At 46.0% G+C, this 26,576-nt stretch carries 25 protein-coding genes; 12 read left to right on the forward strand and 13 right to left on the reverse strand.

The genetic code is table 11. The features are described from left to right. Positions 1 to 1,001: 1,001 nt before the first annotated feature. Positions 1,002 to 1,580, forward strand: coding sequence for a DUF3318 domain-containing protein (locus N39L_RS09835; protein ID WP_006618271.1), 579 nt, complete (start codon positions 1,002 to 1,004; stop codon positions 1,578 to 1,580). An 83-nt stretch (positions 1,581 to 1,663) separates the two neighbouring features. On the opposite strand, the gene cysS is transcribed toward N39L_RS09835, so the two are convergent. The 10 genes from cysS to purE all read right to left on the reverse strand — a co-directional run bounded on the left by cysS (position 1,664) and on the right by purE (position 11,897). Further along, positions 1,664 to 3,124, reverse strand: a complete 1,461-nt coding sequence (gene cysS / locus N39L_RS09840; protein WP_014275097.1) for a cysteine--tRNA ligase — start codon at positions 3,122 to 3,124, stop codon at positions 1,664 to 1,666. A 40-nt stretch (positions 3,125 to 3,164) separates the two neighbouring features. After that, positions 3,165 to 3,521, reverse strand: coding sequence for a phosphoribosyl-AMP cyclohydrolase (hisI, locus tag N39L_RS09845; RefSeq protein WP_006618269.1), 357 nt, complete (start codon positions 3,519 to 3,521; stop codon positions 3,165 to 3,167). Beyond that, entirely contained in the window at positions 3,493 to 4,512 is a 1,020-nt protein-coding gene (locus tag N39L_RS09850; RefSeq protein WP_014275098.1) for a CobW family GTP-binding protein, read from the reverse strand. Before N39L_RS09850 ends, hisI begins: the two co-directional genes overlap by 29 nt. A 49-nt stretch (positions 4,513 to 4,561) precedes the next feature. Next, entirely contained in the window at positions 4,562 to 4,993 is a 432-nt protein-coding gene (locus N39L_RS09855) for a SufE family protein (protein WP_014275099.1), read from the reverse strand. Positions 4,994 to 5,140: 147 nt separating this feature from the next. Next, a complete protein-coding gene (gene hemB / locus N39L_RS09860) occupies positions 5,141 to 6,139 on the reverse strand; it encodes a porphobilinogen synthase (protein WP_006618266.1) in 999 nt (332 codons plus the stop codon). Between the two features lie 405 nt (positions 6,140 to 6,544). Then, a complete protein-coding gene (locus N39L_RS09865) occupies positions 6,545 to 7,228 on the reverse strand; it encodes a pentapeptide repeat-containing protein (protein WP_006618265.1) in 684 nt (227 codons plus the stop codon). A gap of 266 nt (positions 7,229 to 7,494) precedes the next feature. Beyond that, entirely contained in the window at positions 7,495 to 8,046 is a 552-nt protein-coding gene (locus N39L_RS09870; RefSeq protein WP_006618264.1) for a DUF3747 domain-containing protein, read from the reverse strand. 96 nt (positions 8,047 to 8,142) lie between these two features. After that, a complete protein-coding gene (locus N39L_RS09875; RefSeq protein ID WP_006618263.1) occupies positions 8,143 to 9,006 on the reverse strand; it encodes an SGNH/GDSL hydrolase family protein in 864 nt (287 codons plus the stop codon). Between the two features lie 417 nt (positions 9,007 to 9,423). Next, positions 9,424 to 10,914, reverse strand: coding sequence for an ammonium transporter (locus N39L_RS09880; RefSeq protein WP_006618262.1), 1,491 nt, complete (start codon positions 10,912 to 10,914; stop codon positions 9,424 to 9,426). A gap of 437 nt (positions 10,915 to 11,351) precedes the next feature. Beyond that, entirely contained in the window at positions 11,352 to 11,897 is a 546-nt protein-coding gene (gene purE, locus N39L_RS09885; RefSeq protein WP_006618261.1) for a 5-(carboxyamino)imidazole ribonucleotide mutase, read from the reverse strand. Between the two features lie 234 nt (positions 11,898 to 12,131). Here purE and N39L_RS09890 point away from each other — a divergent pair, with 234 nt between their 5' ends. The 10 genes from N39L_RS09890 (at position 12,132) to N39L_RS09935 (ending at position 20,517) form a co-directional block, all read left to right on the forward strand. Next, positions 12,132 to 12,353: a hypothetical protein gene (locus N39L_RS09890; protein WP_006618260.1), complete on the forward strand. Its 222-nt coding sequence runs from the start codon at positions 12,132 to 12,134 to the stop codon at positions 12,351 to 12,353. Beyond that, positions 12,341 to 12,742: a type II toxin-antitoxin system VapC family toxin gene (locus N39L_RS09895; RefSeq protein ID WP_006618259.1), complete on the forward strand. Its 402-nt coding sequence runs from the start codon at positions 12,341 to 12,343 to the stop codon at positions 12,740 to 12,742. Before N39L_RS09890 ends, N39L_RS09895 begins: the two co-directional genes overlap by 13 nt. Positions 12,743 to 12,800: 58 nt before the next feature. Continuing rightward, positions 12,801 to 13,964 carry an N-acetylglucosamine-6-phosphate deacetylase gene (nagA, locus tag N39L_RS09900; RefSeq protein ID WP_043468976.1) on the forward strand — a complete coding sequence of 388 codons (1,164 nt, stop codon included), beginning with the start codon at positions 12,801 to 12,803 and terminating at the stop codon, positions 13,962 to 13,964. A 748-nt stretch (positions 13,965 to 14,712) separates the two neighbouring features. Next, positions 14,713 to 16,206: a reverse transcriptase N-terminal domain-containing protein gene (locus tag N39L_RS09905; protein ID WP_006618257.1), complete on the forward strand. Its 1,494-nt coding sequence runs from the start codon at positions 14,713 to 14,715 to the stop codon at positions 16,204 to 16,206. 101 nt (positions 16,207 to 16,307) lie between these two features. After that, on the forward strand, positions 16,308 to 16,487 hold the full coding sequence (locus tag N39L_RS09910; protein WP_006618256.1) for a DUF2839 domain-containing protein: 180 nt from the start codon (positions 16,308 to 16,310) through the stop codon (positions 16,485 to 16,487). Positions 16,488 to 16,906: 419 nt separating this feature from the next. Further along, entirely contained in the window at positions 16,907 to 17,251 is a 345-nt protein-coding gene (locus N39L_RS09915; protein WP_006618255.1) for a DUF1815 family protein, read from the forward strand. Positions 17,252 to 18,043: 792 nt separating this feature from the next. Next, positions 18,044 to 18,238, forward strand: coding sequence for a reverse transcriptase N-terminal domain-containing protein (locus N39L_RS09920; RefSeq protein WP_014275103.1), 195 nt, complete (start codon positions 18,044 to 18,046; stop codon positions 18,236 to 18,238). A gap of 21 nt (positions 18,239 to 18,259) precedes the next feature. Next, positions 18,260 to 18,547 carry a hypothetical protein gene (locus N39L_RS09925; RefSeq protein ID WP_014275104.1) on the forward strand — a complete coding sequence of 96 codons (288 nt, stop codon included), beginning with the start codon at positions 18,260 to 18,262 and terminating at the stop codon, positions 18,545 to 18,547. Further along, complete coding sequence (locus N39L_RS09930) at positions 18,501 to 18,653, forward strand: hypothetical protein (protein WP_231852142.1); 153 nt, start codon at positions 18,501 to 18,503, stop codon at positions 18,651 to 18,653. Before N39L_RS09925 ends, N39L_RS09930 begins: the two co-directional genes overlap by 47 nt. 991 nt (positions 18,654 to 19,644) lie before the next feature. Beyond that, the gene (locus N39L_RS09935) at positions 19,645 to 20,517 is read left to right on the forward strand and encodes an alpha/beta fold hydrolase (protein WP_006617841.1); all 873 of its coding nucleotides are present in this window, start codon (positions 19,645 to 19,647) and stop codon (positions 20,515 to 20,517) included. A gap of 119 nt (positions 20,518 to 20,636) precedes the next feature. On the opposite strand, the gene recA is transcribed toward N39L_RS09935, so the two are convergent. Both recA and N39L_RS09945 read right to left on the reverse strand, forming a co-directional pair. Then, positions 20,637 to 21,734 carry a recombinase RecA gene (gene recA / locus N39L_RS09940; protein ID WP_014275106.1) on the reverse strand — a complete coding sequence of 366 codons (1,098 nt, stop codon included), beginning with the start codon at positions 21,732 to 21,734 and terminating at the stop codon, positions 20,637 to 20,639. A gap of 284 nt (positions 21,735 to 22,018) precedes the next feature. Further along, a complete protein-coding gene (locus tag N39L_RS09945; RefSeq protein WP_006617843.1) occupies positions 22,019 to 23,437 on the reverse strand; it encodes an NADP-dependent isocitrate dehydrogenase in 1,419 nt (472 codons plus the stop codon). A gap of 586 nt (positions 23,438 to 24,023) precedes the next feature. Between N39L_RS09945 and pckA the strand changes: the two genes are divergently transcribed. Next, positions 24,024 to 25,745, forward strand: a complete 1,722-nt coding sequence (gene pckA, locus N39L_RS09950) for a phosphoenolpyruvate carboxykinase (ATP) (protein ID WP_014275108.1) — start codon at positions 24,024 to 24,026, stop codon at positions 25,743 to 25,745. Between the two features lie 80 nt (positions 25,746 to 25,825). Here the strand turns inward: pckA and N39L_RS09955 are convergent, their stop codons facing one another. Beyond that, on the reverse strand, positions 25,826 to 26,452 hold the full coding sequence (locus N39L_RS09955) for a response regulator (RefSeq protein WP_006617845.1): 627 nt from the start codon (positions 26,450 to 26,452) through the stop codon (positions 25,826 to 25,828). Positions 26,453 to 26,576: the final 124 nt, after the last annotated feature.

Below are 26,576 nucleotides of genomic sequence, written 5' to 3' on the forward strand. Positions count from 1 at the left end.
ATATGGGGTGGTGCGGTGGTGCGTCAGGTGATAATAATTAATTATTAATTGTAGGGGCGGGTTCCGCTGTCAATTTTCCATCCCCACCGGGATATTAATAAACCCGCCCCACCGTGTTGACCACCATATGGGGTGGTGCGGTGGTGCGTCAGGTGATAATAATTAATTATTAATTGTAGGGGCGGGTTCCGCTGTCAATTTTCCATCCCCACCGGGATATTAATAAACCCGCCCCACCGTGTTGACCACCATATGGGGTGGTGCGGTGGTGCGTCAGGTGATAATAATTAATTATTAATTGTAGGGGCGGGTTCCGCTGTCAATTTGCCATCCCCACCGGGATATTAATAAACCCGCCCCACCGTGTTGACCACCATATAAAGTGGTGCGGTGGTGCGTCAGGTGATAATAATTAATTATTAATTGTAGGGGCGGGTTCCGCTGTCAATTTTCCATCCCCACCGGGATATTAATAAACCCGCCCCACCGTTTCTTGACCACCATATGGGGTGGTGCGGTGGTGCGTCAGGTGATAATAATTAATTATTAATTGTAGGGGCGGGTTCCGCTGTCAATTTGCCATCCCCACCGGGATATTAATAAACCCGCCCCACCGTGTTGACCACCATATAAAGTGGTGCGGTGGTGCGTCAGGTGATAATAATTAATTATTAATTGTAGGGGCGGGTTCCGCTGTCAATTTTCCATCCCCACCGGGATATTAATAAACCCGCCCCACCGTTTGTTGACCACCATATGGGGTGGTGCGGTGGTGCGTCAGGTGATAATAATTAATTATTAATTGTAGGGGCGGGTTCCGCTGTCAATTTTCCATCCCCACCGGGATATTAATAAACCCGCCCCACCGTTTGTTGACCACCATATGGGGTGGTGCGGTGGTGCGTCAGATGAACAAAATTTGCCGTTGACCCGATAAATTATTCCTCTGACGCACCCTACGAGGGTGATAATAATCAATTATTAATTATTAATTGTTAACTATGAATCCTGATAAAGAAATTCGTCATCTATTAGATTTAATGCCAGCCTCCGGTCGCATGATGGCTAGACTAAAAAGTAATCCTCGACAGTCTACTGTGATTGAATATGAATTTCCCCTTCCTTGGAAAACTACCAGACCGATTTTGATTAATTTTGACCTGTGGGAACAGCTATCAAGACCACAGCGAGATTTATTGTTGTTGCGGACTGTTAGCTGGGTTACTAATGTGCAATGGTTTAAACCTGACCTGAATCAAGCCATTGTGGTGGCGGGAATAGTCGGAACTGGGATACAATTTATACAGCAGGATGCTGTTGGTGTTCTCCTGGCCGGAGGATTAGCTGCTGTAGGTTTGCGTAGGCTCTGGCAGGCTAATCAACGCTCTGAGATGGAATTAGAAGCTGATGATCTCGCTATTAGGGTAGCTGGGCGACGGGGTTATGAGGAAGCGATCGCAGCAGCCGCTTTAGCAGAGGCGATCGAAGTTGTGGCTAAAATTGAGGGTCGCCGAGGATTGAGTTTTATGGAATTAGTCCGCTGTCAGCACCTCAAGGCGATCGCCAACTCTTCTAAGTAAGCGCCATAATTGATACGATCGCACCATTCGCCAAGCTTGAATAGCCTAACTTACCAGAGGGGAGAATCAACTCCCCTATATTTTCAACGTCGCCAAAGGGTTTCGCCGCCGGGACGGTCAATGAGGGTAACACCACTAGCCTGTAATTGGTCACGAATACGATCGCCTTCCGCATAGTTTTTAGCTTTTCTAGCGGACTGTCGTTGTTTAACCAAATCCTCAATTTCAGCGTCGCTAATTCCCTGAGTCGCCGCTGGTGGTTGTGCTTGTGTTACAGCTTCCAAGCCGAAAACTCCCGCTAACTCCACCAAAGTTTTCCAGATGGCATAAATGCGATCGCTCTGGGTATCAGTCTTCCCTTCATGAGCCAATAAATTCCCTTGGCGGCGCAACTCTTTAGCCAATTCAAACAAGACAGCCAAACCCCCAGGAGTATTAAAATCATCATCCATAGCCACCCGGAAGCGTTGGAGTGCATCTTCTGTCGTGTCGTATTTACCAGGGGAGGAATCATCAGACCATCCCAAGGGTGCGCCGTATTGTTGAGCAAATAATAACCCATCTTTCAAGGTTTCCCAGCCATTGTTAGCCGAGGCGATCGCCTCATCAGTAAAATCGAGAGGTTTACGATAGTGACCTTGTAGAATAAATAAGCGGACAACCATAGGATCTACAGGGCGATCGAGCAATTCACGAATCGTCGTAAAATTGCCCAAAGACTTAGACATTTTTTCCCCACCGACCGTCACCATACCATTGTGCATCCAATATCGAGCCAGAGTCTTACCAGTCGCCGCCTCAGACTGAGCGATTTCATTTTCATGGTGAGGAAACACCAAATCACCGCCGCCGCCGTGAATATCAATAGTTTCTCCCAGTAGTTGTCGGACCATAGCCGAACATTCAATGTGCCACCCCGGACGACCGGGACCCCAGGGAGAATCCCAGGCGGGTTCTCCGGGTTTAGCAGCTTTCCAGAGAGCAAAATCCGCCGGATTTTTTTTCTTGAGAGTTTCCGGGTCAGCCACAGCTACGCGACCACTAGCCCCCATTTGTAGGTCTTCGAGTTGTCGTCGGGAGAGTTTACCATAATCGGGGAAGTGACCGACACTGTAATAAACATCTCCATCGACAGCATAAGCGTGTCCTGTAGCGGTGAGTGTATCAATAAGTTGGTGAATTTCCTGGATATGATCTGTCACCCTAGGATAAGCGTTAGCATCCCGTACATTTAGCCGTCGCAGGTCTTCAAAGTAAGCGTCTATAAAGCGTTGGGAGACCTCCTCCATAGTGCTGTCATGTTCTTTAGCGCGGTTGAGGATTTTGTCGTCAATGTCGGTAAAATTCTGGACGTAGTTAACTTCATATCCTGACCACTCCAAATAGCGACGTACCACGTCCCAGGTGGTGTAGGATCGTGCATGACCTAAATGGCAATAGTCATAAACTGTCACCCCGCAGCAGTACATTTTGACTTTTCCGGGTTCTAGGGTGGTAAAGGTTTCTTTTTGGCGGGTTTGGGTGTTATAGATTTTTAGAACCATGTTGAGTCTTAATAGTGTAAATGCTTAGGCTGGCTAGGGTTTAGCTAAGGATGGCTGATTTGATGGGGACGGCGTTAAAGAAACAGGATCTAACCCCCGTGTGACAGGCTACGTCCCCAATTTGCTCGATTTTGAGCAGGAGGACATCAGCATCACAATCGTAGTATAGGGCTTTGAGCTTTTGAATGTGTCCTGATGTGGCCCCTTTGTGCCACAGTTGCGATCGCGATCGACTCCAATAGTGAACTTCACCCGTTGTTAGGGTTTGTTGCAAGGATTGGCGATTCATCCAAGCCATCATTAATACTGTACCGTCTTTATGGTCTTGGGCGATCGCTGGAATTAAACCTTGTGGATTAAATTTGAGGCTATCGATCCATAATTGGTCTTGGTTCATGGTTAGGGATTTCGTGTAAACATCGTTGTAGGTCTTGTGTGAGGGTTTGGCGGTTCAGGTCTCGACCGATAAATACTAATTGATTTGGGGGTTCGCCGCGAGGATAATTAGGGGTAAGCTGATAGCGTTTTCCACTGAGTTGGAATAGGTGAGAGGAGTTATTACCTTGATACCAGATAAATCCTTTGGCGCGAAATACATTCGTTGGTAGACGATCGCTTAAGAAGGTCTGGAATTTTTCCACACTCAGAGGGCGATCGCTGCTAAAGGATACAGCCACAAATCCATCATTAGCTAGATGTTGGGAATGGTGATCATGGTCTGGTTGGTGATCATGGTCTGATAGCTGCGGAAAGTCCGGGTGGGAATATTCTATTCCCCAAATAGTGGCTAAGGGAACCTCACCATATTCGGTGGTAATTATACGAGCATCTGGTTTAAGCTGGCGGATCTGTTTTTGGATGCGATCGCATTTTTCTGGGGCGACCAAATCGATTTTATTGAGCAAAATCAGATCACCCCAAGCAATTTGGTTAAGGGCTGCTTCACTGTTAGCTAATAGGTCTGGGGAAAACGTATCAGCATCTACCAGGGTAAAAATAGCATCAAGTCGAGTCAAGTTTCGCAGTTCCGTCCCCCCAAAAGTCATAATAATCGGTAACGGGTCTGCTATTCCTGTGGTTTCAATGAGTAGATAATCTATGTGGGGATTCCGTTGTAAAACCTCGACAATCGTATCTGCTAGGCGGTCATTCAGGGTACAGCATATACAACCATTATTTAACTGCACCATATCATCTTCTAGGTTGATCAGCAGTTGACCGTCAATACTAATCTCCCCAAATTCATTCACAAAAACCGCCACTTTCCGACCATTACGGTGACTCAGAATATAATTGATTAAGGTAGTTTTGCCACTTCCCAAAAATCCGGTAATTACAATTACAGGAACTTCCCGATTTATGGTTAGTTTTTCCCTCGTAGTTTTCACGGTTTTTGTGACCTAATATACTTGACAAAATCCCCTTTATATGCTCCCTTTAGTCCCCGCAAGCACTAGCCTGTTTTTGCAGGGTTTTAAAAATGTTATAAAACCCATTCGCACGGGAGGGAGTCAAACTAGCCTGTAGCCCAGTTTCTTCAATAAAATCGGGTTTTAATTGGCTAATTTCCTGAATAGTTAACCCATTCATTCCCTTAATTAACATAGCCAATAATCCCTTAGTTAATTGAGAGTCAGAATCTCCCTGAAATTGAATACAGCCATTCGAGTCTAAACTAGCGGTCACATAAACCTGAGAAACACAACCAGGAACCTTGTTTTCTGGCAATTTTTGCTCCTCTGGAAATTCCGGCAATTTTTGAGCTAAAGTCAGTAGTTGCTCGTAACGCAGCTTATTAGAGGAGGCGCGTTTAAAGCGTTGAACAATGCGATCAAGTGCAGGGGGCCGTTGAGTCACAGGTGAAGCCATGATATTCTACGAGCATAAATATACAACAAGTTGAGAAGATTGATTTTGTATTTTAACGCAAATTTTCCTATTGTTGATGTAGACTTTTGGCGATCGCCACCGAAATCGGGAGGGTTCACCAGTCACAGCGGAGACCCCCCCAAAAGTTTAGCGAAGGATTAGGGCAACTTCCTTAGCGAAATAGGTAAGAATCAGATCGGCTCCGGCTCGTTTCATGCTGGTAAGGGTTTCTAGCATCACCTTTTTCTCATCAATCCAGCCCATACGTCCGGCCGCGCGAATCATCGCATACTCACCACTAACATTATAAGCCGCAACAGGTACATTTGTAGCTTGCCGAACCTGGGAAATAATATCAAGATAAGCCAGGGCGGGTTTCACCATCACCATATCGGCTCCCTCTTGCACATCTAACATAACTTCTTTGATGGCTTCGCGGCTATTGGCGGCATCCATTTGATAGGTTTTCTTATCGCCAAATTTGGGAGCAGAGTCTAAGGCATCCCGGAAGGGGCCATAGTAGGCGGAGGCATATTTAGCCGAGTAAGCCAGGATACCAACGTTTGTATAACCTGCTGCATCGAGTCCTTGACGAATTGCGCCGATGCGTCCATCCATCATGTCCGAGGGGGCGACTATATCTGCTCCGGCTTCCGCGTGGGATATCGATTGTTTAACTAGAACTTCCACGGTTTCATCATTGAGGATTTCACCGCTATCACTGACGATGCCATCATGACCTTTACTAGAAAAGGGGTCTAGGGCGACATCCGTGATAATCATGATGTCGGGAACCGCTTGTTTGATGGCGCGGACGGTACGCTGTACCAGTCCTTCGGGATTATAGCTTTCCGTGCCGGCGTTGTCTTTTTTTTCTTCGGCTACTAGGGGAAATAAAGCAATGGCCGGAATCCCTAATTCAGATGCTTCTGCTACTTCTTTCAGTAATAGATCTAGGGTGTAGCGGTAGCTTTCCGGCATTGAGGGGACTTCCACTTTCTGATTTTCCCCTTCCATCACGAATAGGGGATATATCAGGTCATTAACTGTTAGTTGCGTTTCTTGCACCATCCGCCGCAGGGCATCGGTACGACGGAGACGACGGGGACGTTGGACAAGGTTTAATCTATGGTTTTCTGATGACATGAGATAACGGTTGTTTTCTTTTATACAGCCAAATTGACTGTTCATTATCCCATCGATCGCCCCTGGTTTGGGCCTGTTGATACAAATCAATACAATCTGCTGAAAAGTTGATTTTTTATTCAATTAAAAAAAAATTGTTCGGCCAAATTACCGTGGAGGGGGTTGACAGCTAGGATAACTAATGATACGATATAGACATATTTTACATAATGGAAATATTAATTAAAATAAAAAAATTGGCACTATTCCCATTATATAAAATAATAACACAGAACCCGCGAAAAAGCAAGCAACCCCCCAGAAAAAAAATTTCGCAACATTTCTTAACATTTTGTTACAAAACTTAACACAATTCCGCTAGTGATTGATTAAGTGATTAAGCGATCGCCTGATGAGCAGAATTAACTAGAACCGAATTTGGGGTATTTTGAGGTCAACGGGGTTATTGTCACCAGGTGTGAAACCTTCAAGGGGGGGAAGGGAATGGCGATTAATCTGAATGGGCTCGAATAATGATTCGAGGTATTCTTGAGTATACTGAAAGTCCTGATCCAAATCCGTGCCACCCATAGGCATAGCCAACCGAGAGGGGTCGCGACCAATGCTCAAGTTATCGCCGCCAAGGTCTTCGAGGGAACCGGTAGCAACAGGGGGGGTAATTCCGATAATAGGTTGCAACATTTGAGTTTCTTGCAAATTAGCCCCAGCGAAAGTTGCTCCTGTTAGTCGAGCCTTAATCAGGTTAGCACCACTGAGGTCAGCTAAATCGAGAACTGCGTCATTCAATTCGGCTTGATTTAGAAATGCACCGCTCAAATTAGCACCAGTTAAATTTGCCCCTTTAAGGTCTGCGCCTTCGAGGTTAGCATTAGCTAAGTTAGCATTTTCGAGGTTAGCATTTCGGAGGTCTACTCCAATGAGATGGGCTCCTGATAGATCAGCCCCTCTAAGATCGCAACCTTGACAAAATCTGGTCTCTAGTAGTTGTCTCAGGTGTGCTGGATTTTCAGCCCGAATTGGAGAGGCGAAGCCTAGGGATACTATGGTTGTGGCTGCCCCTAGAATCATGACTGTTGATAAAGTTTTCATCTGTTTGTCCTCCTGAATGGACACATGGGAATTATGTATTATTCCTCATGTACTCTAGGATACACCATAACGGAATTTGATAGGCGATCGCTTCTCCCCTGAGACATAAATTTTAACCTTGATGAAATCCGGTAATCGGCGAGTATATCAGTAATTATCTCTATGATTTAGGGGATAATATCTGATGTTCAAGGGGTTAGTGAGACCTACAGGCGATCGCCCCATGGCGGGTGGATATTGAGTCAGGGGGAAGAATATTGTGAATTTTAGCGAGGTAGGTTGTCGTGGGTAAAATAAATATGACCGAGGGTGCGATCGTTGTAGGTTCGTTTAGTGAAGCGCCAACCCGGTTCTAAAAAGATTTTGGTAAAGCCACTAGAGCGACCAAAACTGCGACCGATAATAATGGGTGGTGCGTAGACATCAGCGCGAGAGTTAGCGACAAGTAAAATTTCTCCTGGAATAGCTTGGACGGTGAGGCTGTGGCTGAGAGCGAGGTCTTGTCCTCCCATGCGAACGGAATAACCGTTGCTGTCGGTGGCGCGTCCACAAATTCCGCTAAAGTCGAAGTTAAGAAGTAGGGGTTCAACTTGAACGGGACGGCTGCCATTTTCACTCCAACAGGGTCGAGAATCAGAAATTTGTTCAACGACTACTAGGGAGTAACCAAAGGCGCGGGGAACAGCCATGGCTACGAATCGATCTTGATCAACTTCCTGTTGACCAAATTGGACTGCATTTGCCGGGGAAAATCCAGTGATCATGGAGAAGGTAGCTGCTGCTAGGGTGATAATGGTTTGTGTTAGTGAAATCTTCATCTTCCAAATCTGTTCAACTGTTGAGTTTTAGAACTAGGGACTGTGCGATCGCATCTGTAGGTAAGAAGTTTATGCTCCGAGGTTTAGTTTAGCGCTTCAGGGGGAACCTAGTATTTTGTGGCTAAAAAATTGTAATCCGGTACTCCAGACCAAATAGCCACGATCATTGAGATGTAGACCATCGGTGCTGAGTTCCGGGCGCAGGTTTCCTTTTTTGTCGGTGAATAGAGGGTGTAGGTCTAGGAAATAAGCACCATTGGCGATCGCGATCGCTTCTAATTCTCGATTAAGTCGGCGTATACGACGATTAGGAATTTTGAGCAGGCGATCGCGTCCTTCCCAACTAGCATTTTGATCACTGTGGGGTAAAATGGACTGAACGACCACTTGAGCGCTGGGATGAACCCATTGCACATCTCTAATAATTTCCTGCCAGTTGGCTAAAACGGTTTGGTCATCAATTCCCCGTAACAGGTCATTGATGCCGATCATGATAAATACAGTTTCTGGTTGGGTCAGGTCAAATACCTTGAGTCGTCGTAGTAGTCCGGCGGAGGTTTCCCCGGATATGCCTTGATTTAACCAGGTTCTGTCTGGGGGTAATAGTTCCGGGGGAAACCATAAACTTAATGAGTCTCCGGCTAAAATAGTTAGGCGATCGGGACGATTATGGGCGGCGAGAAGTGCTTTTTCTTTTAGCTGTTCTACGGAGTCTTCATAGGTCAAGCGATATTGTGGCTGAAATGAGGAGTTGGTGGAGTTGGGCTGAACTTCATTGGTCTGTTGGGTTTGTACTGCTGCACCAACTTGGTTTTCTTCTGAGGTTTGGGCTTGGGCTTGGGAAGTGTCGGAGAATGATTGTCCCCTTAGCAATAGTAAGATAATCACCAGAGTTAGTATCCCGTTACCGATGAGGGATAACATCGCCCAAGCTGGAATGGTTTTTAAGGGAATCAACACGAGAATCTGAGAAACGCCCTAAAGTTGTCTATTTATATGTTGACACTCTACCTTTCATTTTAGGAAAGCGTAGATTCTGGGTTCGCGCTACTCGCCGACCAGTCGCAGGTTTAAACCAACAGCAATCGCCTCGTCTATAGCTTGGTGTTGATATTTTCTAGCACGAACCCGGAACTCGTGGACAATCATTTGTGGACCGAGGAGGGACAATATCAGCTTAAAATAACATAAAATGGTGCGAATTGCCATAGTGTTATGTAGGGAGCTAAAGTCGCGCCTGTCGCTTTTCCACCCTGCTCGCTCAGAGATGGGGCGTGATCTCGCTCCCTTGTTGTTTTGGGTGGAAAGAAAAAATCGCCTCCTGTAGGGGCTATGTGCCAGTTAGGAGACGATTTGTTACCAGATGAGATTAGGAGTTTAATAGCTTCTGCTAATTCCATCTTCACGGCTAGGAATACCAGGATCAATACCTCCGACACTGGCTGGGCCTACTTCTTTGAGGAATCCGTTATAGGCTTCCATACCATGTTCGGCGATGTCGAGTCCTTCATATTCATGTTCAGGAGTGACGCGGATACCGACGAGGGCTTTTATGGCTAACCAGAAAATGCTAGTCATGACTACGGTAAATCCACCGATGGAGAGGATACCGAGGATTTGAATGCCGAGATTAGCACCGCCAAAGATGCCGACGGCTAGGGTTCCCCAAATGCCACAAACTAAGTGAACAGAAGTAGCACCTACGGGGTCGTCAATCTGAATGCGATCGAAGAAGGCGACCGAGTAGACTACTATAACTCCGGCGATCGCACCAATGACAACTGCTGCCCATAAAGGTACGGCATCACAGCCGGCGGTAATTCCGACTAAACCGGCGAGAATGCCGTTGATAATCATGGATAGGTCTGGTTTACCATCCTTAATCCAGGAGGTAAGGGTAGCAGATACACCGCCAGCAGCGGCTGCTAGGTTCGTGGTGAGGGCGATATAGGGAACGTTCTCATTAGCGGCTAATTCGGAACCGGGGTTAAATCCAAACCAGCCGATCCACAGAATTAAACATCCCAGGGTGGCAATACTCATGTTATGACCAGGAATCGCCCTAGGTTCACCCGATGGACCGTATTTGCCCATGCGGGGTCCGAGGAATGCTGCCCCCATGAGGGCAGACCATCCACCCACGGAGTGAACTACGGTTGATCCGGCAAAATCATGGAAGTCCATACTTGCTAACCAGCCGTTATCAGTCCAGACCCAGTGTCCGGTAATGGGGTAGGATATTCCGACTAGCAATAGGCTAAATAGGAGGAAGGCGACAAATTCGATCCGTTCGGCTACTGCGCCGGATACAATAGTGGCGGCGGTACCTGCGAAGGCAACCTGGAACAGAAAGAAAACTTCTTTGGGCAATCCTTCGGGGAATGGGTCAAGTCCGTAAACGCTGGGGTCTCCGGTCAGGAAGAAGCCACCACCACCGATGAAGGGGTTTTCACCTCCGAACATGACGGAGAATCCAAAGAACCAATAAATTAGGGTGGCGATCGCAAATACGATTAGGTTTTTTGCGAGAATGTTAACGGCATTTTTGTGACGACAAAATCCGGTTTCTAACATCCCGAAACCAGCGTTCATAAAGATTACCAAAATACTGGCAATCACAATCCAAATTGTATTTAAAACACCCTGCACATATTCAGGAGTTATGGGTTGTGCATCCTCTTGGGCGACTGCTGCTAAACTCCAAAATGTAATAATCAGCGCAGTTAGAGGAATGCAACCTAGCAGGCTAGGAGATAGCCATCTGGGTCTTTGGGGCTGAAAAATTGACGAAGTAGGCTGAGGCGCAGAGCCAACTACCTCAGCAAATTGCCGATAACTTCTGGTTCTCGACTTTTGGCGTTTCAACATTTGCTTAGAGTTGTTCAATTTACGTTAATATGGAAGGGATGAGGCGGCAAATGATAGCCGTCTGGTTAGAGAGATGCTTAATCTTGATGCCAACTTATAGCTGCTAATTTGGTAATTAGCCGGACTTTGACAGGTGAGGTTAACCGACAAAACTAACACATCTGTACTCAACTGAGTTGATTTTATAACAGGTGGATCTACCATTTAACCATAACAAGTACAGATAAACTACAACAAATTTCGAGGGATAGTCAGATTCTCTTATGTCCTAGGCTAGAACTTTAAGCTACGATTTTTATCTACTTTCTTAACACTATATTAACCTAAATTCTGTATTCCATGATACAGAAATATATGGCAAATTGCTATACTTGCGCTGAGAGATTATGAGCCAGGTATGATTATGTACAAACTGGTGTAACTCAGGGGTTTTGCTATTACATTTGTTTCAGGTATTCTTGATATCCAAACTGTGCAAGGAGAGTTTGTTTTTCGAGTACAGATTCGGTTAAATCTTGTCGATAGGCTTGGACTTTTTCCATGAGTTGAGGTTGATGAGAAGCCAAAATCTGAACGGCGAGTAGACCTGCATTTTTAGCGTTTCCGATCGCTACTGTAGCCACGGGAATACCGGCTGGCATTTGCACGATAGAATAGAGAGAATCGAGTCCCTGAAGGTTACGGGTGGGGACGGGAACCCCGATCACAGGTAAGGGGGTGAGAGATGCAACCATTCCGGGTAAGTGAGCCGCGCCGCCTGCACCAGCTATAATAACTTTTAATCCGCGTCCTAGGGCAGTTTTGGCATAATCAAACATTCGGTCTGGGGTACGGTGTGCTGATACGATCGCCACTTCCCAACTAATGCCAAAGTCTTGACATACGGCGATCGCTGCTGACATGGTAGGTAGGTCAGAATCACTGCCCATAATAATACCAATTTGAGCAGGGGAGGAGTTAGGGTCCTGAGAGATTGAGTCCATAGCAGTTGTTAATAACTAAGTGAAACTACAGACCCAGATTATAGCATTAGGGGTGGAGATAGTTGGGAGTAACTACGTCTGTTAAGGAATTGTCCCCCCCAATTGAGCTACAATGTTTATAATCATGAGAGAGGCGAAATACGAGGGTTGACATTGCGCCAGTCTGGTTTGACGACAAGCCAGCAGCAGAGGGACCCGGAAGCATCCACTATTATTGAGAGGTAACAGTAAATCATGCTAAAAAGTTACGAAGCGATCTACGAAAACGGTGAGTTTAAATGGTTGTCAGACCAGCCAGACCTGAAAAAAGCACGAGTGATTGTGACCATCCTTAAAGAAACAGAATCACCACAGAAACGACGCAGATTTCCGGTTCCAGAAGCCGGAAAGGTAGAAATTATCGGTGATATTGTTAGCCCGATTGTTGATGAAGAGGATTGGGAATGTCTGAAATAATTGTGCTAGATACTCATGTCTGGATTTGGCTGATTAATGGGAACTTTGACCGTTTCCCATCTCAGTGGCTAGGGCAGTTTGAATCAGCTTCCAGTCTGGGAGTTTCGCCAGTTTCGTGCTATGAAATCGCCCTAGCTTCTCAGCGGGGTCGTCTGAATTTATCTAAGGGTATGGCAGAGTGGTTTAGGATGGCTTTAGCCCCTGCTGGCATAGAATTACTGCCTTTGAATGCGGAAGTTGCTTGTCAAGCGGTGAATTTATCTACGATTCATAAAGACCCTTTTGATAGGATAATCATAGCAACGGCGTTAGTTTATCAAGGTCAATTAGCCAGTGTCGATCGCCAGTTTAGTAGATATCCAGAATTAACAGATTATTTAATGAGATAAATTTGGGGAAAGCGAGAGTCAGTTTAACCCAGTTATAAATCAATGATTATGTAAGATGATGAATGACAGCCTCCAGCCCCATGATGTGTCAGTAGATTTAATTAACAGTCAGATTCTAGGTAAACCTGGATTACATACCCTACAAATTCGTGATGGTGTAGTGAAGACGATCGCCACGAAACCAGACCCCGCCGCCGCCGTGATTGATGTCGGTGGTGATTGGATTTCTCTAGGGGGGATAGACCTACAGATTAATGGTGGGTTAGGGTTAGCTTTCCCGGAGTTAACGGGGGAGAATCATCAACAACTGCAAGGTATTTGTGAGTATTTATGGCATCAGGGGGTTGACGGATTTTTGCCTACTATAGTGACAACCACGGTGGAGAAATTTAGGCGATCGCTGGCTATCCTTGGGGAATTTCAAGGGGACCGGAAGGGGGAGGCGGCGGAGATTTTAGGAGTTCATCTTGAGGGACCATTTCTGAATGAGCAAAAACGGGGCGCACATCCTGAAAATTGTCTATTACCGCTGACGATAGATAATGTCAAACGGGTTTTAGGGGATTATGAAAAGGTGGTTAAGGTGATGACTCTAGCCCCAGAATTAGACCCCACAAAGACAGTTATTCCCTATTTGAGGAGTTTAGGCATTATCGTCAGTCTGGGTCACTCTCAGGCTAATTTAGCTGTGGCTAATGAAGCATTTAACCAGGGGGCGACAATGGTAACTCATGCTTTTAATGCGATGCCTCCCCTACATCACCGGGAACCGGGACTATTGGGGGCGGCTTTATGTCGGTCGGAGGTATTTTGTGGGGCGATCGCTGATGGACATCATGTTTGTCCAACCATGCTGGATTTACTGTTACGGGGGAGTAAGGGGGAGATTTTTGTAGTTAGTGATGCTTTAGCGCCTTTGGGATTGGCGGATGGGGTTTATCCGTGGGATGAGCGGCGCATTGAGGTGACAGGGGGGGTGGCTCGGCTGGAGGATGGAACTTTGGCGGGAACTACTTTATCCCTGTTGAGGGGGGCAGAAAATTTAGTCAGGTGGGGGATTTGTTCTGCTGCTGAGGCGATCGCTTTGGTAACAGAAACCCCCCGTAGAGCGATCGCCTTATCAACGGAAATCATCGGTCAACCGATAACCCGATTATTGCGATGGAGAGAGGATCAGGGATGTCTGAGGGGACAAAGGTTGAGAATTGGAGTCAGGATTTAGCTAAAATAGACAACTATCTCCCCTCCCTAACCTGCTAGGAATGGGGATAGTTAGTAAATTGGTTGGAAGCGCAAAAATTATGGGTGAAGCTAAACGTCGTAAGGAAATGATGGGGGAAAAGTACGGTAAGGAGGAATAGTGCGATTCGTTTGGTAGAAACCAGCCTAAAGCCTACTTGGTTATAGGTTTGGGGGATTACCAGCGGGGACAGAAAAAACCGAAAAAACTGTTCCCTGACAACTGAATTACCTTGAGGGTGAAAGTCCCTCCCGTCAGGTGTAGACGTGACAGCATCATCCCCACTGAGGCGATCGGATTATCGCGACTTGGTGAAGCGGGATGAAAAGGCAGCTCTGCTGGTAGCCTAAACTGGCACTCTGTCGAGCAGGTATCTATGGATAAGGAAATCTGAAGATGTGATCAAAACGTCGTCACCTTAAACCAGCGAAAAGGCTGACACGCTGGAGCCAAAAGGCTAAGGATCAATGGGGTTGGCTGATTGTTCACAGACCAACATACACTCCCTATAAACCCGGCGTAAAGCATCGTCCTAAAGGTACAACCAAAGGTAATTCGGAACGAAGTAACCCATATATATGCTCTCAGGTATTGGTCGATAACTGAGTAGGTAACCAGCCGCAAGCTGTATGTGGTAAGGATTGGGACAGAAGCGAAGGTCTAGGGTAATGCCTAGAATAGGCTGACAGTTCCACGATGTTACGGAATATAGAGTTGCCAGTAACAGGAAATGAAATCTGAAACGAGTGTAAAGACTACGGAAAGACTGGAATGGGGTGGCATCAACTGGAAAAAGGTTGAACGTCGCATATTCCGCCTGCAAAAACGAATCTATAAAGCCTCAAAGCGTGGTGATTTCAAAGCAGTTCGCTATCTCCAAAAGTTGTTATTAAAGTCCTGGTCAGGGAAGCTATTAGCGGTTAGATGGGTAACTCAAGCTCATGAAGGTAAAAATACGGCGGGTGTGGACGGGGTAAAATCCCTATCCTGGAAAGGAGAAATAAACCTGGTGGGAGACCTGAAGCTAGGTAGTAAAGCCAAGCCTACCCGGAGAGTAGACTTGACAGAAACGGTCGGGGATGCTCCAAGTCGGAATGGAGACCAGACTATATTTGACCGTGCGGGTCAGGGTTTGGTGAGACTAGCATTAGAACCGGAATGGGAAGCCAAATTTGAATCTAACTGTTATGGATTTAGACCGGGACGCTCATGCCATGATGCCATAGAAGCAATATCGAATCATCTGGAGTCAGAGCCTAAATGGGTGTTAGATGCCCAGATAACTAAGTGCTTGGGCGATCGCATTAATAGCGATCGCCTGTTGGATAAATTAGGAACATTCCCTAGATTACGCCGACAAATACGAGCATGGCTCAAATCCGGTGTAATGGATGGAAAACAGCTATTTCCGACCAAGGAAGGCACTTCCCAAGGAGGTATAATCCAGCCATTACTGGCAAATATTGCCCTCCACGGAATGGAAGAAGATCTGCTGAAGATGGCTGATCAGCTATCTGGAAGAAAGCCAGTTAACCGCAATGAACTATCTGTAATTAGATATGCGGATAAGTTGGTTATACTTCACGAAGATGGTGCTGTAATCCATCACTGCCAACAGGTAATCAGGGAGTGGTTAAAGCCATGGGGTCTTGAATTAAAACCAGAGCCAACGAGGATAGCCCATACTCTTGATGGGGAGGATGCAGGTTTCGACTTCCTCGGTTTCCATATTCAACAATACCGAGTGGGAAAATATCACTCTGGAAAAGACATAAAGGGCAACTCTCTGAGTTTCAAGACTATGATCAAGCCATCCCGAAAGGCAGTCAAAGAACACTATGAGCGACTGGTTAGGGTAATTGATGCTCATCAAGCTGCCCCTCAAGCAGCACTCATCAGGAGATTGAATCGAATCATTATCCGATGGAGTCACTATTACTCAACAGTAGTCTCTAAAGAAGTGTTTAATGAGTTGGATTATCTGCTATTCGGAAAGCTGAGAAGATGGGTAAATCGACGTCATCCCAATCAGACCGGAAAATGGGTGGCTGATAAATACTGGCAGAGTATTGATAACAGAAATTGGGCTTTTGCTGTCCGAGGACATGAGGAAATAGCTCTCTTAAAACATTCCCAGAAACCTATGGTTAGGTATGTTAAAGGCAAAGGGGCAGGCTTTCCTAATGGTGGCAATTTAAGCTATGGGAGTATAGGCAATTGTTGAAATTATCAGTGATGGTAGCTGAGGTGATCATGACAAGATCTGTAACATTGAGGAGCCGGATGAAGGGAAACTTTCATGTCCGGTTTTGAAGACGAGTTAGGATGGTGACATCTTGGCTTAGTTTAACTATCTTGCCTTGGGTACCGATTACTAAAACCCAAAGCGAACAGTTTATGCAATGGACTACTAAGGGGGCTTGGTTTGGAATTAGCTTTTTAGTGATTTTTTGGCTAACTATTCGGTTGGTTGGTCCGGCTTTGGGCTGGTGGACGGTTGATTAGCTAATGCGGTAATTAGCACGCTGAGAATCAGCTAATCATCTTACCTGTAGGGTTAATTGATTAATTAGCCTTACAGGTTGCCAGCCTAGGGGTGGACTTCCCGAAAAGATTGAGTTTTGTTAAATTTAGTTATGTTTATCATAAGGATTTGTTTTAGCTATGGCAAAACTCGAATCACTATGCTAGATCTGAGAAGGCTATCTCTAAGCCTAATGCCATCAAGGATTTGGGAATAACGCGATCGCTTTGTTTTCAAGTTGTTTTCAGTTGATTCAGGCTCTGGTTGGACTGAAATATTCAACGGATCATGGTGAATTAGGTTAGTAGAAGTGATACTTTACCAACATCGAGATACCCAGTCCTGAGATTATGTTAAATTTTGAAGATAATCTAAAGATTGTGGTGACAGGAGAAAAACTATGTTTATCAGACTTGCGGAGCAACATCGAAAATTCGTTCAGGATTTGGTGATGAATCTCCAAGCCCTAGCTATTGTGCTGGAACGACGGGGCTACCTGGCTTCCTGCTATACTTGTGGGGGTCAAATGAACAGCGCCTCATTTATGGTCAGCCTGAGTGAAAATCATCTGATCCGGTTTTTGGTGTCGGATTATGGGATTACCTGGACGGAGATGCGCGACGATCGCGAATTGATGAAGTTGGAAGGTGCAGAGGCGATCGCTCAATTAGAGGAACTCGCGAGTCTGGTCAAGCATGATATACTCGGACCGGCGGCTGTACCCCAAAGCATTCATCAGGGATAAGGGATAATTACCAATCCAACCGGGTCTTAAAATGCTAATGTAAATATATAGGTGCGAGACGTTTAGGAGTCAAATAAGGCTGCAATGGCTGAAATAACCTCCTAGTGAGACTTTCACCCCTTGGTGGAATAAAAGGGACTCGTACCCTGACCATCCCATAACTGTTTATATGTCCTCAAAGCGAAAGCTAGGCAAGGGACTCAAGGTCAATCCCATAAAAGAAATCGAATATCCAATCCAAGTATACCACAAGGAGGAGTATTAAAACCACTTGGGCGATTATGGGAAAGAGTAACGGCGATAGCCACCCCCAATTTCAGGAATCACAACCCTGGGACTGAAGCGGGGAACGGAAGGCGTGAAGTAGAACCTACTACCAAAAGCGACCACTGCCAACCATCCATGACTAAGGAAATCTGAATGTTCCGACTTGAACCATCGTTATTACTAAGCAGCGAAATAGGTTGATACGCTGCGCCCAAAAGGGTAAGGGGAAAAGTAGGGTTTTCTACATAACACCTACACAGACTTTTAAAAGTACGCCGGTGGAAAGGACAAGTCTAAAGATGGAATGCCCATATAAACGGAACGTTTTAAGTCCTCCTGGACTCTGAATATCTGGTCGAGATATCAGTAGTGACAAATGTAAGCGCAAGTCCTAGAGGATGTGAGATGTGACCAAAAGCCAACGCCCAGTTGTAATGGCTGGGATATGCTGACAGGTTACGGTTTGATTGTAAGGTTAGAGTCTAGTGGGAGTTACTATGACGAAAGCGAGTTCAAAGAAAGGCTTTGAGAAATCAAAGCCAATCAAGACGTGCGTTTGTATGGAAGGCTATCCCATGGGCTAAGGTCCAACGGAAAGTTTTCAAGCTCCAAAAGAGGATATACCAAGCAGCTAAATCCGGGCAGGATGCAAAGGCTAGAAGGTGGCAACGTCTACTGGTGAAGTCATATTATGCTCGACTCTTAGCAGTGCGGCTGTAGGGGCGGGTTCCACGGTCAGCCATGCTTCCCAACAGTCAGCTTAATGAACCCGCCCCCCAAGCGGGTCAAGGCCAAAAGACAGCCGGAGTCGATGGAGTGATAGTAATATCGCCTAAACAAAGGTTAAAACTAGCTGAGAGCATTAAGGGAAACCTCAAAGCAAAACCCTACATGGTGCGTTACCAGAAAGTTTTTCGTTTCTCTGCCAAGTCTCTCAATGTAACGCACCCTACACGGGTGTGGATTGCAAAACCTGGGAGGGATGAAAAAAGCTGGAATAGGAATTCCCACAATCCAAGACAGAGCTAGGCAAGCCTTGGTTAAATCAGCGCTCGAACCTGAATGGGAATCGAGATTTGAAGGCACAAGCTATGGGTTCCGTCCCGGACGGTCAGCCCAAGACGCAATAGGCTGAATAAATTCAGCCATAAATCAAGGAAATTACTATGTTCTTGATGCAGGTGCGAGACGTTCGGGTATGAGGGCTGAAATGCCCGAAATAACTGCCCGGTGAGGATTCCAGCTCCGAATCTGGATATAAGGAGACCTCTCCTGAGCATCCTCATAACTGATTATATGTCCCGACGCTTGGAGAAATCTAAGCAAGGCAGGGAACTCAAGGTCATAAACAAACTGAGAAATCAGGGAGTAGAGAGTAACGGCGATAGCCACCCCCAGTTTTGGAAATCATAACTCCAGGATAGAAGCGGGGAACGGAAGGCGTAGGTCGGAACCTACCTCCTACTCGACCACTGCCAACCATCCATGATTAGGGAAACCGAATGTCCGGCTTGAATCATCGTTAATACGGAGTAGCGAAATAGGTTGAAACGCTGCGTTCAAAAGAACAAGGGGAAAAGTAGGGTATTTATGTCATCACCTACATAGACCTTTAAAAGTACCCCGGTTCTGAGGACAAATCTAAAGATGGAATGCCCGTCGAGACGGAACGTTTTAACCCCTCTAATGCTCTATTGCGAGTTGCACTCGTAGTAGTAGTGAAAAATTTAAGCGTATGCTTAGAGGGTGAAGGATGTGACCATAAGCCAATGCCCAACTGTAATGGTTGGGATATGCCCACAGGTCAGCAGGGTGTGGATATAGATACTGCGATTAGTAGGAGTATAATGGCGAGAGCGAGTTGAAAGACTACGTGCTGCATAAAGCTCAGAACATTGAAGTACGAAAGCGGGGGGTAGTAACTCTGTTCCTATAACAAAAAAGGGTATCCACATCAGGAGCCGTGTGCAGGGAAACTCGCCGGCACGGTTTTGAAGGGGAGGTGATGGAGGTGACTTCATTATCGACCCCTACCAGAGCATGATGTTCAAGCTCTTTGGCAATCCCAAGCTGCTGCTAGTTCTCTAAGAATCGATGTGGTTTGGGGTAGTTTTTTGTGGCAGTATATGACAGGTTTGCAGTCTGGGTGGGAACACCTATATGTTGAAACGAATAACATTCACCTTCATTCTGTAACCCAAGGACAAGGTGAATTGGTTGTTTTGTTACATGGTTTTCCTGAGTTTTGGTATGCTTGGCGTTATCAAATTCCGGCGCTTTCTCGTTATTTTAAGGTGGTTGTGCCTGATTTGCGGGGTTACAATGACTCAGATAAACCGGAAAGTGGTTATGATCTCGATACCCTTAGCCAAGATATCCGAGGATTGATTCAGCGCTTGGGATATGCAAAAGCCCACATTGTTGGTCATGATTGTGGGGGGGCGATCGCCTGGAATTTAGCCCAAAAATTTCCAGAATCAGTTAACCGTTTGGCTATTTTAAACGCACCGCCTCCCCATAGGTTTGTTCAGGAACTTATGGGCAATTTTGATCAAATTCGTCGCAGTTGGTTTGTGTTGGCTTTTCAAGTTCCGGGGGTTCCTGAATGGCTAATTCAGCAAAACTTGAAAGAGTTTATCCGTGGTTTTCTGCGAGAACACGCCATCCGCAAGGGGGCTTTTAGTGCCGAAGAAACGGAAATTTATCAGGCGGCGTTAGAAAAGCCGGGAGTATTGCGATCGGCGATTAATTACTATCGTCAACTCCTGCAACCACCGGGCTTATTTTCCAGTTGGATGCGTCCCACGGAAATCAATGTACCCACATTGGTACTATGGGGAGAAGATGATTCATTTCTGAGTCAGAAACTGGTTGAAGGTTTAGATAAATTGATTACTGCACCTTTTCGACTACAATTGGTTTCGGACTGCGGACATTGGATGCAACAGGAAGTCCCCCAACTGGTTAATCGGGAATTATTGAGTTTTCTCAGGAACTAATGAACTCCTCCCCCTGACTATAGTGGGAGACAGGGGTGGGGAGTGCCGGACTTCAGGGGAGGCAATTAATTGCCTTTTTCCACTGGTTAAAGGGGACTTGATTTAACTAAATTAATGATTTATTCCTCATCAGTATTCTCGTCAATGTCTTCGACATCATGATCATCTGTGTCAGGATTATCATCAAGTTTAACAACAGAGGTGGCTGATACAACTGCACCCCCTGCTAAAGCGGCACGGACTCGTTTATCAATTTCTTCGGTAAATGCTGGGTTTTCCTGCATATAGGTGATGGTGCGATCGCGTCCTTGACCGATATTCTCGTTGTTGTAGCTATACCAAGCGCCCTTACGTTTAATCACTCCGGTTTCTTCTGCGAGGTCAATCAAACAACCGATAGTTGAGATTCCCTGGCCGAAAATAATATCAAATTCAGCGATTCGGAAGGGTGGCGCGACCTTATTTTTAGCCACCTTAACTTTAGCGCGAATGCCATACTCGTCCGAGCCTTTTTTCAGGGTTTGGGTGCGGCGGATATCAAGACGGACCGAGGCGTAGAATTTAAGGGCATTCCCCCCGGTGGTAGTTTCTGGGTTGCCGTAGACAATACCAATTTTTTGGCGTAACTGATTCAGGAAAATAACTGTACAGCCAGATTTACCGATATTTCCGGTAATTTTCCGTAGGGCTTGACTCATTAACCGGGCTTGTAGTCCCATGTGAGAATCCCCCATATCCCCTTCAATTTCAGCACGGGGAACTAAAGCAGCTACCGAGTCTACCACTACAATATCAACCGCTACCGATCGCACCAATTGATCTACTATTTCTAAAGCCATTTCCCCGGTGTCAGGTTGGGAAACTAGGAGGTTTTCAATATCTACTCCCAGGGCGGCTGCATAGGTAGGGTCGAGGGCGTGTTCAGCGTCCACAAAAGCTGCTATTCCGCCAGTTTTTTGGATTTCGGCGATCGCATGGAGAGCCAAAGTAGTTTTACCGGAACTTTCTGGGCCATAAATTTCAATCACCCTTCCCCTCGGCAAACCACCACCAAGGGCCAAATCCAAGGTTAATGCGCCACTGGAGATAGTTTCCACCTTCATACGGGCGGAGTCTCCTAGGCGGACAATAGACCCCTTACCAAAACTCTTTTCGATTTGGTTAAGGACTGAATTTAGGGCTTTCTGCTTTTCGGAATTCTCGGTTTTGCTGGCCATTAGCTTTGAATCCTGCTCAGAGTAAAAATTGGTAAAATTGCGGATCAAAAATAGATCTATGTGATCATCTGAAGATCTACCCCACCCACTCGCGGTGGGAGAGGGTGGAAGTTCCATTTTATGTTAGCAGTTGGATCACATTACTGGTAAAGGTAAGGCTGAGGGGATGTAACCCCAGACAAAGAGGTGCGTCAGTTGGCAATTTTCAAGTTTCTGACGCACCGGAGTAGGAGATAGCCCGTGGCCAATTTTCTGGTTAATAGGCGATCGCCCATTGCTATAGGTTAGAAGTAGCGAATGATAGCTTCGGCGAATTCTGAACACTTGAGGGGTTCAGCGGGGGGTTCCATGAGTCGGGCCAGATCATAAGTTACCTCACGGTTAGAAATCGCCGCCCCCAGACCTTTTTTAATCAAGTCTGCCGCTTCTTGCCAGCCCATATATTCTAACATCATCACCCCCGAGAGGATTAAGGAACCGGGGTTAACGCGATCGAGTCCAGCGTGTTTAGGTGCTGTACCGTGGGTAGCTTCAAAGACCGCGCAGGTGTCACCAATGTTCGCACCGGGTCCCATACCTAACCCTCCCACCATAGCAGCGGCTGCGTCTGATAGGTAGTCTCCGTTAAGGTTCATGGTAGCCAGGATAGAGTATTCGCTAGGACGGGTTTGGATTTGTTGGAAGATGCTGTCAGCGATGCGATCGTTGACCATAATTTTATCTTTCCATTTACCATTACCGTGACTTTCCCATAGCGCCTCCAGAACCCCCTTCACCTCATCGCAGATTTCTTGGCGTTTTTCTGGGGTCAGCGCATCAAAACCAGGTTCTACCTGGCGCGCGTTATCTTCTAGGGAGATGTCTGGTTTATGTTCCTTGTTGCCGAGAATCCATGATTCTCGTTCCGTGATACATTCTTCCCGAAATTCCGTAGTTGCTAGTTCATAACCCCAGTCTCGGAAAGCCCCCTCCGTGTATTTCATGATATTGCCCTTATGCACCAGAGTCACCATTTGCTTATTTTTGGGGAGGCGCAGGGCGTGTTTAATGGCGCGACGGACTAGCCGCTGGGAACCCGTTTTACTGATGGGTTTAATACCGATACCCGAGTCTAGGCGGATCTGTTTTTTGCCATGTTCCGGGGTAGCCGGGATTAGGTCATTGTTGAGGGTGTCGATGAGTTTTTGGGCGATTTCCGTACCCTCGCGCCATTCAATGCCTAAGTATATGTCCTCCGTGTTTTCCCGATAGATGATCACATCGAGTTGTTCCGGGTGTTTGTGGGGGGAGGGGGTGCCGGGATAGTAACGACAGGGACGGACGCAGGTATATAGATCGTTGATTTGGCGTAGCGCCACGTTAAGGGATCTGATGCCGCCGCCTATGGGGGTGGTTAGGGGGCCTTTGATGGCGACACCATATTCTCGGATAGCGGTGAGGGTGTCTTCAGGTAAGTATTGATAAGTTCCGTATTGTTCGCAGGCTTCATCCCCAGCGTAAATTTTAAACCAACTGATCTGGCGTTGGCCGCCGTAGGCTTTGGCCACTGCTGCATCTATTACTCGTTCTGTCGCTGGCCAGAGGTCTACACCGGTGCCGTCGCCGCGAATGAAGGGAATAATTGGGTTATCGGGAACAATAGGTTCTCCGTCAGAGAAGGTGATTTTCTCGCCTGTATCGGGGGGGGTAATTTTTTCGTACATGATCTGTTCTTAACTCTAAACCTGAAGGTTTCCCTTATTGTGTCATGATTTTTGACTGCACTCGGCAGCGATCGCCACAGAAATTTATCTTTTCTTTAGAATTACCCCTTCCCAAACCTAGGGAACATAAACTATGATTGAGGAAATTTCCGTGTTCTATGATGCAAAATCTGCATTCGGAATTATAACTTAAACAAATGCAATAAAAGTACAATTAGCTCTTCAAAAAATGTAACCTCACAAATTAGGCGATCGGTGTATGATTTTTTTAAGGTGGAGGTAGATCCAACCAAAAACATTGCCAAGCACAACTACCTTCATGCAGATGAGAGCGGGCATTGAGAATCAACACCAAAATCGAAAATATCGTTTCCGAACTTCAAGCTCAAACTTTCCATTGAGGATCAACTTCTAGCTGAGTGTACATAATCTATATATTCACAGGCTAAGTTCGGTGTAGGGGGTTGTTATTAGAGCCACAGTTGTTGGGGTCAGAGTTGTAGGTTACTTAATTAATGTTCCCCAACCACTTCAAAAATAGTTGCCCGTAAATACTTCACTTCAAAACCACTAGAGGTTATCAACTATGGATAGCGTAAATACAGTAGATCGTAGTGATTATCAAAACATTTCAATTCCCAGCCTAATCAATAAAAGATTATCGGACCAAGGACAAGACTTCCCAGTAGCTAACACCGGAAAATATGTCGAACGTCGTCTACAGGGTGATCTCACCTATGGACTAGAAAACCTAGGCTTAAAAAATTTAGGTCATGTCTATCATAATCTACCAGTTCCTATTCTGATTGAACACGCAGTAGCTAGGGGGGAAGGTGTCTTAGCTTCCAATGGTTCCCTTTGCGTAAAAACTGGTAAATATACAGGTCGTTCTCCTCACGATAAATTCATTGTTGAAGAAGCGAATAGTCGGGACGAAATCCACTGGAGTAAAATGAACGTCCCCATTCCTGAAGAAAACTTCGATCGCCTATGTCGGCGGGTACGTTCGTACATCCAAGGTCGCGATTTATATATCTTTGATGGCTTTGTCGGAGCAGATCCCCAGCGTCGTTTTGGTGTGCGGATCATCAACGAGCTGGCATCTCAAAACCTGTTTGTTCACCAACTGTTTATTCGTCCGACAGACGAAGAACTACAAACCCACAATTCTGACTTTACAGTAATTGCAGTTCCTGGACTCCACGGCGATCCCGAAGATGATGGCATCAATAGTGAAGCCTTTATTGTACTTCACCTGTCCAAACGGCTAGTAATTATTGGTGGTTCCAAGTACGCCGGAGAAATCAAAAAATCAGTTTTCTCCCTGATGAATTACTTTATGACCAAAGCTGATGTGCTACCCATGCACTGTGCAGCCAATGTAGATGACGCTGGTAATACTGCCTTATTTTTTGGTCTATCAGGAACCGGAAAAACCACCCTTTCTGCTGATCCAGACCGCTATCTAATTGGGGATGATGAACACGGCTGGTCAGAAGATGGTATCTTCAACTTTGAAGGTGGTTGCTATGCGAAAACTATCGCCTTGTCGCGAGAAAATGAGCCCCAAATTTGGGATGCGATCCGGTTTGGTTCAATGATGGAAAATGTAGTGCTCGATCGCTACACTCGGATTCCCGACTACAATGATGGTAGTTTAACAGAAAATACCCGGGTTGCCTATCCCATTGACTACATTCCCAATGCGGTTATTCCTAGTGTTAGTGGTCATCCCAAAACGATTCTATTTTTGGCTGCAGATGCTTTCGGAGTTCTACCCCCCATCTCTAAACTGACCCGCGAACAAGCGATGTATCACTTTATGTCTGGTTACACCAGCAAGGTAGCGGGAACCGAACGGGGTATCAAAGAACCAGAAGCGACTTTCTCGGCTGGGTTTGGTAAATGTTTCCTACCCTTAGAAGCGGCGATTTATGCTACTTTGCTAGGTAAACGCCTTGCGGATCACCCAGAAACCAATGTATATTTGGTGAATACTGGCTGGTCTGGTGGTGTTTATGGAGTTGGCAGTCGTGTTCCCATCAAATACACTCGCGCCTTAGTGTCGGCGGCGGTGAATGGAGACTTGGATAATGTGAAATTCCATGAGCATCCGATCTTCAAGATTTGGGTTCCTGATGCTGTACCAGGAGTTCCGACCGAAATTCTTGATCCGGTGAAAACCTGGTCTGATTCCCAAGAGTATGAAAAACAAGCGAAACAATTGGCTAAGTTGTTTGTGGACAACTTCAGTAAATATGTGAATGTACCAGAGGAAGTAACCGCCGCTGGTCCCCTTGTCGATTAATCAAGGATTGGGGGATAATTCCCCCAATACCCTATTCTCAGGTCTGAAAGTAGGTCGCGGCGTTGTCGTCGCGATTGAAATCATACTAAACCCGATCGCAAAGCGACTACAGCAACCATTACCCGGTCATCAACGGCTAATTTATTCATAATCCCCCGAACATGAGTTTTAATAGTGTTAGGACTTAAATAAAGAGCCTCAGCAATTTCTGGGTTACTCTTACCTTCTACCATAAGTTTAAGCACCTCTAACTCGCGGGGGGATAAGGTACCCAAGTTGGTTTGGGGTGTGGGTGGCTTGAGGTGTTCCATGACCACACGAGCAACTTGAGGATCTAGATAGGTTGCACCTTCATAGGCTGCCTGTATTGCTACAATCAAACTATCAACACTAGCTCCCTTAACACAATAAGCATCAGCGCCACTAGAAAGGGAAGCAAGTACCTCCGTCTCTGCTGTGTGGGAAGTGAGCATCACGACTCTGATTTCTGGTAGGATTTCTTTAATCTGTTTGGTAGCTGCAATGCCATCAAGGCGAGGTAACCCGATATCCATAATCACAATATCAGGTTTTTTCTCTTTGGCGGCTTCTACGCCTAAATAACCATCTTCAGCAATACCAACTAGGGTAATATCTGGACAGTCTGATAAGACTTGCTCTAACCCTAGTTGCATCATAGGATCGTCTTCAACAATTAGAACGCGCATTATTGTTCACAGGAATGTTATAATAGCAGATTAGTCAACAGTTAACCAAGCCTAGGCTGGGCTAACAGTTTAACAGTTAAGGATGACGGCGGAAACTATAGTCAATATAATATTGGCGATTAGT

The organism is Limnospira platensis NIES-39 (genome assembly GCF_026000695.1).
Classification (GTDB): Bacteria; Cyanobacteriota; Cyanobacteriia; order Cyanobacteriales; family Microcoleaceae; genus Limnospira; species Limnospira platensis.